Here is a 14824-nt window from a genome sequence, read left to right as displayed (position 1 = left end):
TTAATTTTAGTTTTTTTGGCGCCGTTATGATATGATATTTTAGAATTTACTATTAGGAGGACGGGTACATGATCCATGCCCATATGACAGCCTGGTTTTTGGCTTTGGTTTTATTCTTTGTAGCACTTGGTCTACATAAAAGCGGTAAGGAAAAGGGCGCGAAAATTGTCCAGATGGTCCTTAGATTATTTTACGTGCTGATTCTATTGACTGGTTTCTGGCTTCTGTTCAGCATCAATATCAACCTGATGTATGTGCTGAAAGCGGCAGTAGGCCTGTGGGTCATCGCCATGCTGGAAATGATATTAATCCGTACGAGAAAGAACGAAAAAGCGTCTGTATTGTGGGTTCAATTTGTTGTCGCAGTTCTGCTTGTACTGTATTTAGGTTTTTCACTTCCGCTTGGAACAGATATGTTCTAATATTTGTCGAAAGAAAGCTGTCTTCATAGGCAGTTTTTTCTTTTTTTGTCATATCTTAACCCAAAGAAATATGATAATTTAAGTTATAAGGGTTATTGGAGAAATATAAAAATTGGAGAATGCAATGGCTACGACAAAAAGCTGCTTTTACGAAAATGAACGACAACTTAATAGCTTTATAGAGGGCAATTCATTCAAAGAACACCGCAATCTGCTGGTACAGATCTTTTTCAGCCAAAGTGAAAAAGAAAAGCTTCAGCAATTGGAACGGACGCTTAAAAAGCAGCTTCCCGCCTCAACAGTGTTGAGCTGTGAAGCCGGGAACAGCTTCATGGAAGAAAAAAAGTATTTCATCACAATTACTGTTTTTGATAAACATGAACTCAATCCTATTCTTCAAGATCAGTACACGATCAATACCTTGAACAATCTAGTAGAAATCTCCCAGCAAGATATCCTTCACCTTAACGAAAGCCTCAAAGTGTCCGAGCAATACTATCGTTCATTGTTTGACAACAATGGAGATTTTGTCTATTCAACAGATCTGGCAGGAAATTTCACAAGTATCAATCAGGCATTCATGAAAACCTTCGGCTATACAGAAGATGAACTTATCGGCAGGTCCGCACTCGACTTTATCAACAAGGAAGATGTACACCGTGCCAAAATGCATTTCATTCAGGCTCTCAAAGGGAAAGATCAAACCTATACAATAGAAATCCCAATCAAGAGCGGCGAAGCGCAGATCTTTCAAATCAAAAATATTCCCATTACGGTTAATGGGGCTTGTGTAGGAACATATGGAATAGGGCGGAATATAACGGAACAGAAGAAAACAGAGGAAAAGATCATTCAGCTCGCCTATTACGACCAGGATACTGGGCTGCCGAACAGAATGAGATTTACCGAACAGCTTGAAGAGATGCTCCACCGCGCCAAGCATAAGAAAGAACTGCTTGCCGTACTTGTCATTGATATTGACCGTTTCAAGATCATTAATGACAGTCTGGGACATTACGCTGGTGATATTGTCTTAAAGGAGCTGGCGGAAAGGATCCTGGACCGACTCCCGGCAGGAGCTTATCTTGGCAGGTTCAGCGGTGATAAGTTCACCCTGATGCTGACAGAGAATGTCAGTATCGATCAGACGACAAGAATAGCCAGGGAACTGCAAAATCTGATTTCAATGCCTATGTCTTATCAAAATCAAGAGTTCATCGTCACAGCGAGCATCGGCATCAGCTCCTTTCCAGGAGATGGTCTAGATGAACATGTACTGCTGAAGAATGCTGATATTGCGATGAACCGTTCAAAAAACCAGGGCGGAAATAGGATTACTTACTTCTCAACTGGAATGAACGATCAGGCCATGGTTCGGCTTGAGCTTGAAAGCTATTTAAGAAAAGCGCTTCAAAAAGATGAATTCTATCTCTGCTACCAGCCGCTAATGGACTTGAAGTCTGGGGAGATTACCTGCACAGAAGCCCTCATCCGCTGGCAGCATCCTCATCTTGGCCTTGTATCGCCGGCACAGTTCATTCCTCTCGCAGAGGAAACAGGGTTAATTGAGGAGATTGGTGCGTGGGTGCTGACAACCGCCTGTGTCCAGACAAAAGCCTGGCAGCAGAATGGCTTCCCCAATCTCGGAATCTCGGTGAATGTATCAGCTTACCAGTTCCAGCAGCACGGTTTTATAGGTCAGGTGATCGATGCGCTGAAGGTTTCGCAGCTTGCCCCAGGATACCTTTCCCTGGAACTCACAGAGAGCGCCATGCTGAAAGATATAGTCTACAGCATTTCGGTTATGAAATCGTTGCAGGAGCTCGGGGTAAAGGTTTCGATTGATGATTTCGGCACCGGATATTCCTCGTTAAGTTATTTGCGAAATTTACCGATCGATACGCTGAAAATCGATCAATCTTTTATCAATAATCTCCATGACGACCCATCTGATATTGCAATCGTCAAGGCAATTATTACAATGGGACAGGGACTTTCCGTGAAGATTGTTGCCGAGGGTGTCGAAACGCATGAACAGCTGAATCTTTTGCGAGATATGGACTGCCATTATGCACAAGGCTATTACATTGAGAAACCCCTGGACATTGCTGCCTTTGAAAAAGGATTCAGGACAATGGAAAAAGTGGAATATACGATAAGATAAAAATCAGAGCCTGCACAATTGTGCTGGCTCTTTTCTTTACGAAATTCTCTCGATGACGGTCCGTTTCCCGTTGTTCAAAGTCAATTCGAATCTGTCATTTTGTGTTTCGAAGTAATCAAAATGGTGCTGGACACTGCAGATGTATTCTTCATTATCAAGAATCAAAAAATTGACTCCTGAAACCCCTTGTTCGTGATCAAGGAAGGTCAGATGGTTGTAACAATAGATGCAATCATAGATTGAAAAATTGAGCGAATTCAATGTAATGATAAATTGGACAAACGCTTCATCATTAAGCTCATCAAGCAAACGCTCGAACGAATAGATCAGCTGTTTCCTGATTCTGATCATTTCCTGATCCTGCAAAGTGATTTTTTCGTTGCCGGTTTGAATGCTGCCGTTATCCAGCAAAAAACCTTTGCACCATTTATGGTTTCTCTGCACTTCAACCTCTTGATGGATGAATTCATCGATGAGTGCAGCCTCTTCTGTTTCTTCATCAAAGAAAACCCATTGTGAATTAATATATTCTACTGTCCCGGCATTAAATGCGCGCGGCTGGAATTCAATTAGATTGCTTCGTTGTTGTCGATTCATTTGGATCCTCCGTTAATTATCGCTCACCTTCTTTGTAGACAGATTTTGGCGAATTTATAACATGTTCTAAAAGATAGGCAATTAACCAGTTGAGATGTATTTGCATAAGATGAGTAATGCTTAAGCAATGGTCAAGTGCTTTATGCAATCAAAAAGTTCCGCTGAAAGGAATGATGAAAAAATGTGTGGAATAACTGGCTGGGTAGATTATCGTAAAAATTTGGATCATGAACGTGAGACCATGGCAAAGATGGCGGAAACTTTAAGTAAAAGAGGTCCCGACGATACAAATATATGGACTTCGGGGCATGCTGGGCTGGGTCATAAAAGGCTGGTAGTTGTCGATCCTGAGGGCGGCAAACAGCCAATGACCAGAACACAAGGAGATAACCGTTATACCATTTGTTATAACGGAGAACTTTATAATACGGAAGACCTCAGAAAAGCACTGCTATTAAAAGGATATTCTTTTAGCGGTCATTCTGATACAGAGGTTTTGCTGACTTCTTTCATGGAATGGAAAGAAAACTGCCTGGAACATTTAAATGGGATTTTTGCCTTTGCTGTATGGGATCACCAGCAGGAACAGCTGTTCATCGGCCGCGACAGGCTTGGCGTGAAGCCGTTATTTTTCCTGGAAACAGCATCTGGTCTTATGTTTGCTTCTGAACAAAAGGCGCTGCTTGCGCATCCAGATGTGAAGACTGAGGTAGGCAGGGAAGGACTTTGTGAGGTGTTTGGGCTTGGGCCATCCCGTTCTCCCGGGGCAGGCATCTTTAAAAACATGAAGGAGCTTCGGCCGGGCCATGGATTGATTTTTTCAAAAAATGGACTGAAAATCTGGAGATATTGGAACGTGAAGAGTGAGGAACACACTGATAGCCTTGAAGAAACAGCTGAAAAGGTACGTGATTTATTTACGGATGCCGTCACCAGACAGCTTGTTTCAGATGTGCCACTGTGCACCTTCCTCTCAGGGGGCTTGGATTCAAGCGCAATTACCGCCATTGCTGCTAACCATTACAAGTCGGAGGGAAAAGGAAGCCTTCATACGTATTCTATCGATTACGAAGGCAATGACAGATATTTCAAGGAAAATGAATTCCAGCCAAACGCAGATACCTTTTGGATCAATAAAATGACGGAAACATACGGCACTGTCCATCATAACAGTATTATTTCACAGCATGATCTGGCAGACTTTCTGACAGAAGCTGTTCATGTCCGGGACCTGCCGGGAATGGCAGACATCGATTCCTCGCTCCTCTGGTTCTGCCGTGAAATCAAACAGGATTTTACGGTAGGACTTTCAGGTGAATGTGCAGATGAGATCTTTGGAGGCTATCCATGGTTCCACAGAGAGGAAGATTTGAATAGACCAGGGTTCCCTTGGATGAGGTCGATTAATGAGCGTCAAAACATGCTGAGGGACCACTGGCGGAAGAAGTTGAGTCTTGAAGAGTATATGATGGCAAAATACAACGATACAATTGCAGAGGTTCCAGTGCTTGATGGGGAGAACCATAGCGATGCCAAGCGGAGACAATTATTCTATTTGAATATCATCTGGTTCATGACGACACTTTTAGACCGCAAGGACCGGATGAGCATGGGGGCGAGCCTCGAAGTGAGGGTGCCTTTCGCCGACCACCGCCTTGTCGAATATGTCTGGAACATCCCATGGGAAATGAAGATGCACGGCAACAGGGAAAAAGGAATCCTGCGCAAAGCATTGGAGGGCACGTTGCCTGATGAAGTTTTGTACCGGAAAAAGAGTCCATATCCGAAGACTCACCATCCGGCTTATACCCATGCTGTTCAGGGAATGCTTTCAGATTTCATGGCCGATTCGAACAGCGCGCTGCATGAATTCTTTGACAGGGCCACACTGCAAAAAATGATTGAGACCGAGGGCGCGTCCTTCAAAGTGCCATGGTTCGGCCAACTGATGACCGGTCCGCAGCTGTTGGCTCAGTTAGCACAAATTCATATCTGGTTCAGGGATTATAATATTAATATAGCAGACTAAAAAAGCAAGCCCGAAAAAATGGGCTTGCTTCAATTTTTAATAATTATAGACATCTGGCTAATGCCACGTCCTCTTTTCGGAAGTGTGGCTTTTCCAGATGAATTGATGATCAATTTTATAAAATGACAAAATTAGCTTTTATGTATCGAAAAATTCTGTAAAATAAACAGTAAGGAATACTTGAGAGATAGCTGCAGGGGAAATGAGCCGGATGAGCCCATGGGATTTGTTTATGGAATGATGAGAAAGCGATTACGGAGTAGGAATGCATAGATTGAGCCTAGATGGGAAGAACAGCGAAAAAAGGAGGGTTCTATAACTTGTGGGATAACAGGGTGACGAAGTTATTGAATATTGAATACCCAATCATACAAGCACCAATGGCAGGAGGGGTGACAACCCCGGAACTGGTGGCATCGGTATCAAACGCTGGCGGCCTTGGGATGGTCGGTGCAGGATATATGGAACCAGGCCAGTTGACGAGTCAAATAAAGGAAATCAAGAAGTTGACGGACAAGCCATATGGAGTGAATTTGTTTATTCCGGGCGATTTTCGAATTTCAAAGTTTGATTTCGACTTGGCCTATAACAGACTCCAGCCTTTTCGTGATGAGTTGAATATAAAGGAAGAAGTCCCGGTCCTTCCAGAGTCGAAGGTGGATCATGTTAAATTCGCTCAGCTGCTCGACGTCATAATCGGAGAAAAAGTCCCTGTCTGCTCCTTTACCTTTGGCATACCTTCTGAAGAGGTCATCTCCAAGTTGAAAAGGGAGGGAATCATCCTCGTTGGAACGGCCACAAGCTTAAATGAAGCAGTGATAAATGAAAATGCAGGCATGGACATCGTCGTCGGGCAGGGAAGTGAAGCGGGCGGACATCGAGGAACTTTTTCGGAAGATGGCGGTGACCATCTAATAGGAACAATGTCGCTGATTCCCCAGCTAACAGAAAAGGTATCAATACCAGTAATTGCTGCCGGAGGGATCATGAATGCGAAAGGGGTTATAGCCTCACTCTGTTTGGGGGCAAAGGGAGTGCAGATGGGAACAGCTTTCCTCACCTGCAGAGAGAGCGGTGCCCACAAAGTTTACAAAGAAGCAGTTCTCCAGGCAACTGATACAGATACCGTACTGACCCGAGCTTTTTCCGGTAAATGGGCCAGAGGAATCAAGAATCAGTTCATTAAAGATATCGAAGAAAGTCAGGTTCACATTCCTGATTATCCAGTTCAAAATATATTGACCACCCAAATAAGGAAGGCGGCAGCCTCAGGGAATGACAGCCGGTTCATGTCGCTTTGGTCAGGGCAAAGCCCAGGGCTGGCAAAGGACCAAACCGTTAAAGAGCTGATCAGAGATATCGTTTCTCAGGCTGAGGAAACAAAGGCATCATTTTGATTTGCAGATGCCGTTAGAGTTTTCAGCTAAAGTAATGGACAAGGGGCATTTCAGAACCGCCATCGTCCAGGATACCTAGGAATTTTGTTCATCTAAAGGATGGCTTTTTATGAGAATGAGTTTAAGGACTAAAATGTTAATTATGTCTTTTCTTGTGGTTTCAGGCTCTATTTTTACTAGCGGATTAATCATGGTTTACAGTATTTCGGATGCTTTTCAGAAAGAGCTGGGTGAGCGGGCGACAGCCATAGCTAGAACAGTTGCACAAATGCCCAGTATCCGAAATAATGTCGGAAAGCCAGGTGGGGAAACTATTATCCAGCCGTTTGCGGAACGGACAAGGCTGGCTACCAATGTAGACTACATTGTGATCATAGATATGCACCGTATCCGGTACTCACATCCATCTGAAAGCCTTATTGGCAAGGAGTTTGTCGGTGGGGATGAGAAGGCATCATTGTCAGAACATGAATATGTTTCAAAAGCGAAAGGGACATTGGGTAATTCGGTAAGGGCTTTTGTCCCGATTATGGATGAGGAAGGAGTTGTCCAGGTCGGGGTAGCCGTTGTCGGGATTCTTACTCCAACTTTCCATTCTCTTGTAGGCCAGTATCAAAATGATATCTTCCTTTCGCTCATATGGGGATTGATGATTGGTCTGGTCGGTTCTTTGTTCCTGGCAAATAATATTAAGAAGCAAACTTTTAATCTGGAACCCTATGAAATTGCCAGGCTGGCCGAGGAACGTTCTGCAGTTATGCAGGCAATGGATATGGGAATCATCGCTGCTGATGAAAACGGGAAAATAACTTTTATGAATCGGCTGGCTAAAGAATACATGTTTAATGACTCAGAAAAAGAAATAACCAGGGACAATGGCCTGACAGAGCTTCTTCCTAATTTAAATGATAGTATATCAAAAGCCCTCCATAACACTCAGTCCATGCAAATCGTAAATCGGAGCATGAATATATTTAATAAAATTTACCTTGTATCTCTCTATCCGATTTATGTTAATGGTCGGCCGGCTGGCTCATTCATTACAATGGTGGACAAGACTGAAGCCAACCGTCTGGCTGAAGAGCTTACAGGGGTGAAGACGCTGGTGGATGCCTTAAGGGCTCAGAATCACGAATATATGAATAAGCTGCATAGCATTGCAGGGTTAATTCAATTGGAAAGGACCGAAGAAGCCCTCAATATTATAATTGATGAAACAACTGATGAAGAGGATATGATCCAATTTCTGAAGGATTCAATATCGGACTATTCTATTTCGGGCTTGCTTTTAGGCAAAAGGGCAAGGGCTCGGGAGCTTGGAATCCAGTTTCATTTTGACAGACGAAGTTATCTTCATCAGCTTTTGGATGGTTTCAGTCCAGGCGATATAATCACAATCGTGGGAAATTTGATTGAAAATGCCTTTGAGGCTTATTCGCCTCAAGAAAAGAATAAAATCGTCGAATGCTTTCTCCAGGGTGATGAAAATCATTTGATGATTATGGTACGGGACAAAGGGAAGGGCATCAGGGCTGAAGACCGGAAAAATCTTTTCACATATGGTTTTAGCACTAAGGCCAAGGAAGGCAGAGGGATTGGTCTCGCGCTTGTCAAGCAGATTGTCGAGACTCAGGGAGGAAAGGTCGAAATAGTATCCGAAATCAACAAAGGGGCAGAAATAACCATTGAAGTGGAAAGAAGGGGAGAGAATGATAAAAGTTTTTATAGTTGAAGACGATCCAATGGTTCTTGATGTGAATATTGGATTCCTGAAAAGGCTACCCTTATTCCAATTATGCGGTTCAGCCGCCTTGGGAGCAGAAGCAGTCAAAGAGATTCAAGAGCTAAAGCCTGATTTGGTGCTTCTCGATATGTTTTTACCGGACTTATCCGGAATGGAAGTAATGAAATCTATACGAGAACAGAATATTCCAACGGATGTCATCATGATCACTGCAGCAAGGGATGCCCCGACCATCCATGATTTTTTTCGGTTAGGTGCGGTTGATTATCTGGTGAAACCCTTCCGTTTTGACCGATTCAAATCGGCGCTCGAGGCATACGAGAAAATGTGGAATAAATTAAATGCTTCACCCAGCTTGAAGCAGGAAGACATCGACGAATTCAAACAAATGCATGGACAGGCAGAATACTTGCCAAAAGGCCTAAGTGAAAAAACACTGAAGCAGATTTTATTAGCATTGATGGAACAGAACGAACCCGTTACGTCCGAAAGCCTTGCATCCGTCATGGGGATGGCACGGGTAACGGTAAGAAGATATTTGGAGTATCTCGTACAATCTAAGAAGATCAGGGTGCATGTCCAATATGGAAGTGTTGGACGGCCAAGCCATTATTATTTTATTTAATTTAAACCTCTTATATTTTAAGACCAAAAAGACCAAAAAGACCATTATGGTCTTTTTCTTGTTGACGTAATGGAAGCGCTTTATAATTTGAATTATCAAAATATGGACAAAAAAATTTCATCAAAATGTCAATGTTTTGCCATGGATGGAGGAAGGGGCAAGTTGAACCAGTGATCCATTACCTTTTCCGGACAAAGCCAAGAATGATTTTAATTATGGTATTCCCACTGCTTTTACTAACTTTGTCATCTTGTCAAACACAGAAAGTGGCTGTTGATCACGAGCAGCTTAGCAAGGAAGAGAGAATCGTCATCCGGTTTTCTCATATCGTCGGGGAAAAAACTCCAAAAGGAATGGCTGCCAGGAAGTTTGCCAGCCTAGTCAAAGAGAAATCAAAAGGGTATGTCGAGGTCCAGGTATTCCCCAATGGTTATCTTTATAAGGATGGAGAGGAAATCGATGCGCTGCTAAGAGGTGATATCCAGATGATTGCTCCTGCAACAGCCAAAATCAGTTCCTCTGTGCCTGAATGGCAAGCTCTTGACTTACCTTTTGCATTTCAGGACACCGATGAGGTCCAAGAGTATCTTGACGGGAATGTCGGGGACAAATTATTGAAAGGGCTTGAGAGGGAAGGTTTTTATCCATTGGGCATGTGGGAAAATGGATTCAAGCAAATGACCAATATATCAAAGCCGCTCATCCAGCCTGAAGATTTCCGAGGATTAAGGTTCCGAATCATGCCAAGTGAGATAATCAGGCAGCAATTTCTAGAACTGAAAGCAGAAATACAATCCAATTCTTTCAATGAGGTCTATCAATTACTGGAGAAAAACGAGATCGATGGCCAGGAAAATACATACTCCAACATTGTCAGCAAAGGAATCCATTCCCAACAGAAGCATATGACAGTCAGCAATCATGGTTATCTCGGGTATGTCGTATTGTTGAAAAAAGAATTCTGGGACCAGTTGCCTGAAGATGTGCAGCAAATCCTCCAGGAATCCATTAAGGAGGTTACTGCCTGGGAAAAGAAGATGGCCAGGAAGTTGAATGATGAGAGTTTACAAGAGTTGAAGGATTGTGGATGTGTTGAAATCCACTATTTATCAGAAGAAGAAAAAGAATTATGGGAAGAAGCTTTCAAACCGATTTACCAGAGATTCATCAATCGGTTTGGAGCAGATTTTATAAAACAGCTTCCGAGGAACAAAGGGGCAGAACACTAACCTCAGGCTCTGTTATAGGATAGGTTAATGCTAATTCGCCAGCAAAATGTCTTCAGAGCCAAATAGTAAACAATTTTAAGGGGGAAATACAATGAATTTTAATTGGAAAAAGAAAGCGATCGCTGCAGTTGCTGGATTGTCAATAGTTTTGACATCAGCCTGCGGAAATGGAGGAAGCAGCGAGACGAGCGGTGAAGCAGCTGAAATCAAATATCAGGATTATCCAAAGACCGTTAAAATTGGAACTGCTTCACAGGGAGGCACTTATTTCATTGTTGGTGGAGGCTTAGCCTCATTATTAGAACAAAAGCTGGATATTACAGCTAATGTTGAAGTAACAGGGGGACCTGTCCATAATATGCAATTAACCCAGGCGGGTGAACAGGATATCGGAATGGTAACACTTGGTCCGGCTTATGAAGGGTATACAGGAACCGGGGAATGGACTGGCGGAAACAAGATGGAGGATGTCCGGATTGTTTTCCCAATGTATACCACACCGATTCATTGGTGGGCGTTGGAAGAGTCAGGGGTTAAGAAACTTGAAGATATTAAAGGTCAACGTGTTGGTGTTGGACCGGCTGGGGGGACTTCCGGAACCTACGTTCCATTAATCCATGATGTTTTGGGATTGGATACTGATAACGTGCAGGCTGGCGCAAGTGACATGGCTTCCCAACAGATGGATGGCCAGCTTGACATCATCGGATATGCAGCAGGTATTCCTATTTCTGCTGTATCTGAAATCGAAGTTCAAAGGAAAATCAATTTCTTTGGGATCGATGGGGAAATGAGGGATAAGGTCACAGAAAAGTTCCCATACTTCTTCCCGTTCACGATTCCTGCCGACACATATACAACACTGGATAAAGACATCGAGACAATTGCCATGTTCAACTTTGGAATTGTGCGTAAGGATGCCAATCAGGACTTTGTTTATGACCTGGTAAAGGCTTATCATGAAAATCATGACATGCTTGTAAAAACCCATGTATCAATGGAAGAAGCTGTAGAAGAAGCGATAAAGATTAATAAAGATGTTCCGCTTCACCCAGGGGCAATTAAGTATTACGAGGAAAAAGGAATTGAACTGCCGAAATCAGTCTATCCGCCAGAAATGAATAAAAAGTAGAATACTAACCTATCCCCTCTTATGGGGATAGGTGTATTTAAGAAGGTTGGTGTAAAAATGAGCAAGGAAAAAACAGAACAAACCGAATTGATCAATAAGCCCGTCCTTGAAATGCTCGAAGAAGCTGAAGAGGAGGAACAGGTCGAAAGTGCCACCGAGGCACGAAGGTTCACTGGCTGGACTAAGACCCTTTTCACCTCGATTGCTGTAATTGGTGCGCTGTTCCATTTATATATTTTAAACTTTAACCCGATTGATCCATGGCTATTCAGAAGCGCCCATTTACTTTTCGGAGCAGTTCTTGGCTTCATGCTCTTCCCAGGGTGGAAGAAAGCGAATGAAAAGATTCATATTGTCGATTGGGTCCTTATCCTGGCAAGCATCGGCATCTTTATCTATATATATATGAATTTAAAACAATTACTTTTCCGATTCGGCGTCCTGCCGACAACAATGGACTTTATCATAGCATTGGCAGGAATATTGCTGGTCCTTGAACTTACAAGGAGGACAAGTGGCTGGACGCTCCCGATTCTGGCAGGCATATTCATTCTCTATGCCTTCGTCGGTCCGTACCTTCCAAGCATCCTTAACCATAGCGGCTACAGTATTGAACGCTTTACTACCTATATTTATGGTCTTGACGGTGTATTCGGAGTTACGCTCGACGTTTCGTCCAAATATATTTTGCTTTTTATTATTTTCGGAGCGTTTTTGCAGATGTCGGGTGTAGGGCGCTACTTTATTGATTTTTCTTTTACCCTTGCAGGAGGAATGCGTGGAGGCCCGGCAAAAGTAGCCGTCATTTCCAGTGGTTTGATGGGAATGATGAATGGTACATCAGCAGGAAATGCGGTTGCAACCGGTTCGTTGACGATTCCTTTGATGAAGCGAGTAGGTTATAATGGCCGATTTGCTGCAGCAACAGAGGCAACTGCTTCGGCTGGGGGACAGATCATGATCCCAATCATGGGAGCGGGGGCTTTCCTGATGGCCGAAATTACCGGGATCCGCTATAGCGAAATTGTTATTGCAGCAACAATTCCGGCAATATTATACTTCCTTTCTGTATATTTCATGGTCGATTTCGAAGCAATCAAAAAGGGCATGAAGGGAATTTCAAGGAAAGATCTGCCGAGTCTGAAAAGCATTTTAAAGAAGGCGTATTTGTTTGTGCCAATCATCCTGTTAATCGGGATGCTGCTGCAAGGATATTCTGTTATCATGTCGGGAACATACAGCATTCTGGCTTGTCTTGCTATCAGCTGGGTTCGCAAGGAAACGAGAATGGGATTAAAGAAGGTCCTGGAAGCGTTAGAACTTGGAATGAAAAACACAATTCAACTATTAGCAGTTTGTGCCACCGCCGGCATTATCGTTGGGGTAATCGCCTTGACAGGGGTTGGCCTAAGATTCAGCTCCATGCTCTTTTCAGTGGCCGGAAACAGTGAATTCCTTGCTCTCTTGTTCGCTATGTTCATTGCGATTTTCCTCGGGATGGGTATGCCGACAACAGCAGCCTATGCCGTGGGTGCTTCCGTTGTTGCACCTGGATTGGTTAACCTGGGAATTGAACCACTGTTTGCGCATATGTTCGTCTTCTACTATGCTGTCATGTCAGCCATCACACCGCCAGTCGCTCTTGCAGCCTATGCGGCAGCTGGAATTGCAGGCACTGATCCGATGAAAACGGGAGTGGAAGCATTCAGGCTTGGAATTGCAGCCTTCATCGTTCCTTTTATGTTTATCTACAGTCCGCAATTATTGATGGTAGGAAGCTTTATGGAAATCTCCCTTGCTGTAACTACAGCAGCCATCGGAATTTACCTGCTTTCAGCCAGCGTCCAGGGATGGTTCGCGGGACGGCGCGCCATTTGGGTTACGAGGGTTTTGCTAGTCATTGCTTCCCTTCTATCAATTGATTCTGGCTTAAAGACAGATTTAATCGCGCTTGTGATCATTGCGTCGGCTGTTGCTGTCCAGCTGATCATCGTGAAAAAAGAGGCAGATAACACACTGGCAGTCTAGGATAGCAAATTGGGAATGGAGGAATCAGGGAGTCCAGGTTAGTGGGAATTCCCTGATTTTTTTTTTACATTTTTAGTGGAAAGCTAGAGTTATGGCGAAAATAAACTGATAGCCTGCTCTTGCAGCAGCGAGTCTGAAGATAACTTTACATAAATAAAGAATAGTAGGGAGAGATATAAAATGAACCAACTAGATATATCCGTAATACCAGGTGATGGAATCGGCAAGGAAATCGTTCCTGCGACACTGCAAGTCTTAGACACTCTCGCCGACCTTCATGGCGGGGTGAAGTTCCATTACCAAACCCATCCGTGGAGCTGTGAGTATTATCTTGAACATGGCCGGATGATGTCCGAAGACGGAATTGAGCAGCTTAAGCAAACAAATGCCATTTATCTCGGAGCGGTCGGTAATCCCCAGCTTGTTCCTGACCATATTTCTTTATGGGGCCTGCTGATTAAAATTCGCCGTGAATGCGAGCAAGTGATCAATATCAGGCCTGCAAAATTTATTGAGGGAATCAAATCCCCGCTTGCTGAACCTAATCATTTTGACTTTATTGTCGTCCGTGAAAATAGTGAAGGAGAGTATAGTGAATCCGGAGGGAGAATCCATAGCGGCGAAGATGAAATCGCGATCCAAAATGCGATTTTCACCCGTAAAGCGTCGGAAAGGACAATCCGCTATGCCTTTGAGCTGGCGCAGACCAGAAAGGGCAGAGTCACGAGTGCGACCAAATCAAATGGAATAGTCCACAGCATGCCTTTCTGGGATGGGGTATTCAACGAAATCAGTGCTGAGTTCCCGGGGATTGAAACGGAAAGCAATCATATTGATGCTTTATGTGCCTTCTTAGTTTCGAAGGCACACCATTTTGATGTCATCGTTGCCAGCAACCTGTTTGGCGATATCCTGACCGATCTTGGAGCGGCGATCATGGGAAGTATTGGCATCGCACCTGCAGCGAATATCAATCTGACTGGAAAATATCCGTCTATGTTTGAGCCTGTCCACGGCTCAGCGCCGGATATTGTAGGCAGGGGTATCGCAAATCCAATCGGGCAGCTTTGGACCGCAAAAATGATGCTCGACCACCTTGGGCTGAATGAACTCGGCACTTTATTGCTCCGTGCAATCGAAGAAACAATTACTGAAGGTGTAAAAACACGAGATATCGGCGGTTCTTCAAATACACAAGACGTCATCACCTATATTAATTCAAAGATCCTAACCTATTAAAAGGGCACACCGGATCAGAAAAATAAAAACTCCCGGCTGGAATTCAACATTCTGGTCGGGAGTTTTTAATTACATTAAATGTTTGCGAGATAATCGTACCCTTATGCAGCAGCATCGCTTCCTATAAGGATACAATTAAGGGCAAATCGTACCCTTATGCAGCAGCATCACTTCCTATAAGGATACAATTAAGGGCAAATCGTACCCTTATGCAGCAG

At 43.6% G+C, this 14824-nt stretch carries 11 protein-coding genes; 10 read left to right on the top strand and 1 reads right to left on the bottom strand.

Annotated features, from left to right (window positions below; genetic code table 11):
* Positions 1–68 precede the first annotated feature (68 nt).
* The gene (locus tag J7E37_RS13195) at positions 69–422 is read left to right on the top strand and encodes a YisL family protein (protein WP_214776637.1); all 354 of its coding nucleotides are present in this window, start codon (positions 69–71) and stop codon (positions 420–422) included.
* Between the two features lie 124 nt (positions 423–546).
* On the top strand, positions 547–2586 hold the full coding sequence (locus tag J7E37_RS13190) for a sensor domain-containing protein (protein ID WP_215024361.1): 2040 nt from the start codon (positions 547–549) through the stop codon (positions 2584–2586).
* A 36-nt stretch (positions 2587–2622) separates the two neighbouring features.
* Here the strand turns inward: J7E37_RS13190 and J7E37_RS13185 are convergent, their stop codons facing one another.
* Positions 2623–3183: a DUF2777 domain-containing protein gene (locus tag J7E37_RS13185; protein WP_215024359.1), complete on the bottom strand. Its 561-nt coding sequence runs from the start codon at positions 3181–3183 to the stop codon at positions 2623–2625.
* A gap of 181 nt (positions 3184–3364) precedes the next feature.
* Here J7E37_RS13185 and asnB point away from each other — a divergent pair, with 181 nt between their 5' ends.
* The 8 genes from asnB to J7E37_RS13145 all read left to right on the top strand — a co-directional run bounded on the left by asnB (position 3365) and on the right by J7E37_RS13145 (position 14606).
* Positions 3365–5212 carry an asparagine synthase (glutamine-hydrolyzing) gene (asnB, locus tag J7E37_RS13180; RefSeq protein WP_215024357.1) on the top strand — a complete coding sequence of 616 codons (1848 nt, stop codon included), beginning with the start codon at positions 3365–3367 and terminating at the stop codon, positions 5210–5212.
* A gap of 320 nt (positions 5213–5532) precedes the next feature.
* Complete coding sequence (locus J7E37_RS13175; RefSeq protein ID WP_251009654.1) at positions 5533–6609, top strand: NAD(P)H-dependent flavin oxidoreductase; 1077 nt, start codon at positions 5533–5535, stop codon at positions 6607–6609.
* Between the two features lie 109 nt (positions 6610–6718).
* Positions 6719–8341 carry an ATP-binding protein gene (locus tag J7E37_RS13170; protein WP_251009653.1) on the top strand — a complete coding sequence of 541 codons (1623 nt, stop codon included), beginning with the start codon at positions 6719–6721 and terminating at the stop codon, positions 8339–8341.
* Positions 8319–8978: a response regulator gene (locus J7E37_RS13165; protein ID WP_214776633.1), complete on the top strand. Its 660-nt coding sequence runs from the start codon at positions 8319–8321 to the stop codon at positions 8976–8978. The genes J7E37_RS13170 and J7E37_RS13165 overlap by 23 nt, the downstream gene beginning before the upstream one ends.
* A gap of 170 nt (positions 8979–9148) precedes the next feature.
* Positions 9149–10207 carry a DctP family TRAP transporter solute-binding subunit gene (locus J7E37_RS13160; RefSeq protein ID WP_353050019.1) on the top strand — a complete coding sequence of 353 codons (1059 nt, stop codon included), beginning with the start codon at positions 9149–9151 and terminating at the stop codon, positions 10205–10207.
* Between the two features lie 91 nt (positions 10208–10298).
* Positions 10299–11339, top strand: a complete 1041-nt coding sequence (locus tag J7E37_RS13155) for a TAXI family TRAP transporter solute-binding subunit (protein WP_215024353.1) — start codon at positions 10299–10301, stop codon at positions 11337–11339.
* A gap of 57 nt (positions 11340–11396) precedes the next feature.
* Positions 11397–13367, top strand: coding sequence for a TRAP transporter permease (locus J7E37_RS13150; RefSeq protein ID WP_215024351.1), 1971 nt, complete (start codon positions 11397–11399; stop codon positions 13365–13367).
* 180 nt (positions 13368–13547) lie between these two features.
* Positions 13548–14606, top strand: a complete 1059-nt coding sequence (locus J7E37_RS13145) for a tartrate dehydrogenase (RefSeq protein ID WP_215024349.1) — start codon at positions 13548–13550, stop codon at positions 14604–14606.
* The last annotated feature ends 218 nt before the right edge of the window (positions 14607–14824 follow it).

It is taken from the genome of Bacillus sp. ISL-39 (genome assembly GCF_018613295.1).
In the GTDB taxonomy this organism is placed as follows: Bacteria; Bacillota; Bacilli; order Bacillales; family Cytobacillaceae; genus Mesobacillus.
Note: the sequence above shows the minus strand (reverse complement) of the source record. Positions and strands in the feature narration are given on the sequence as shown.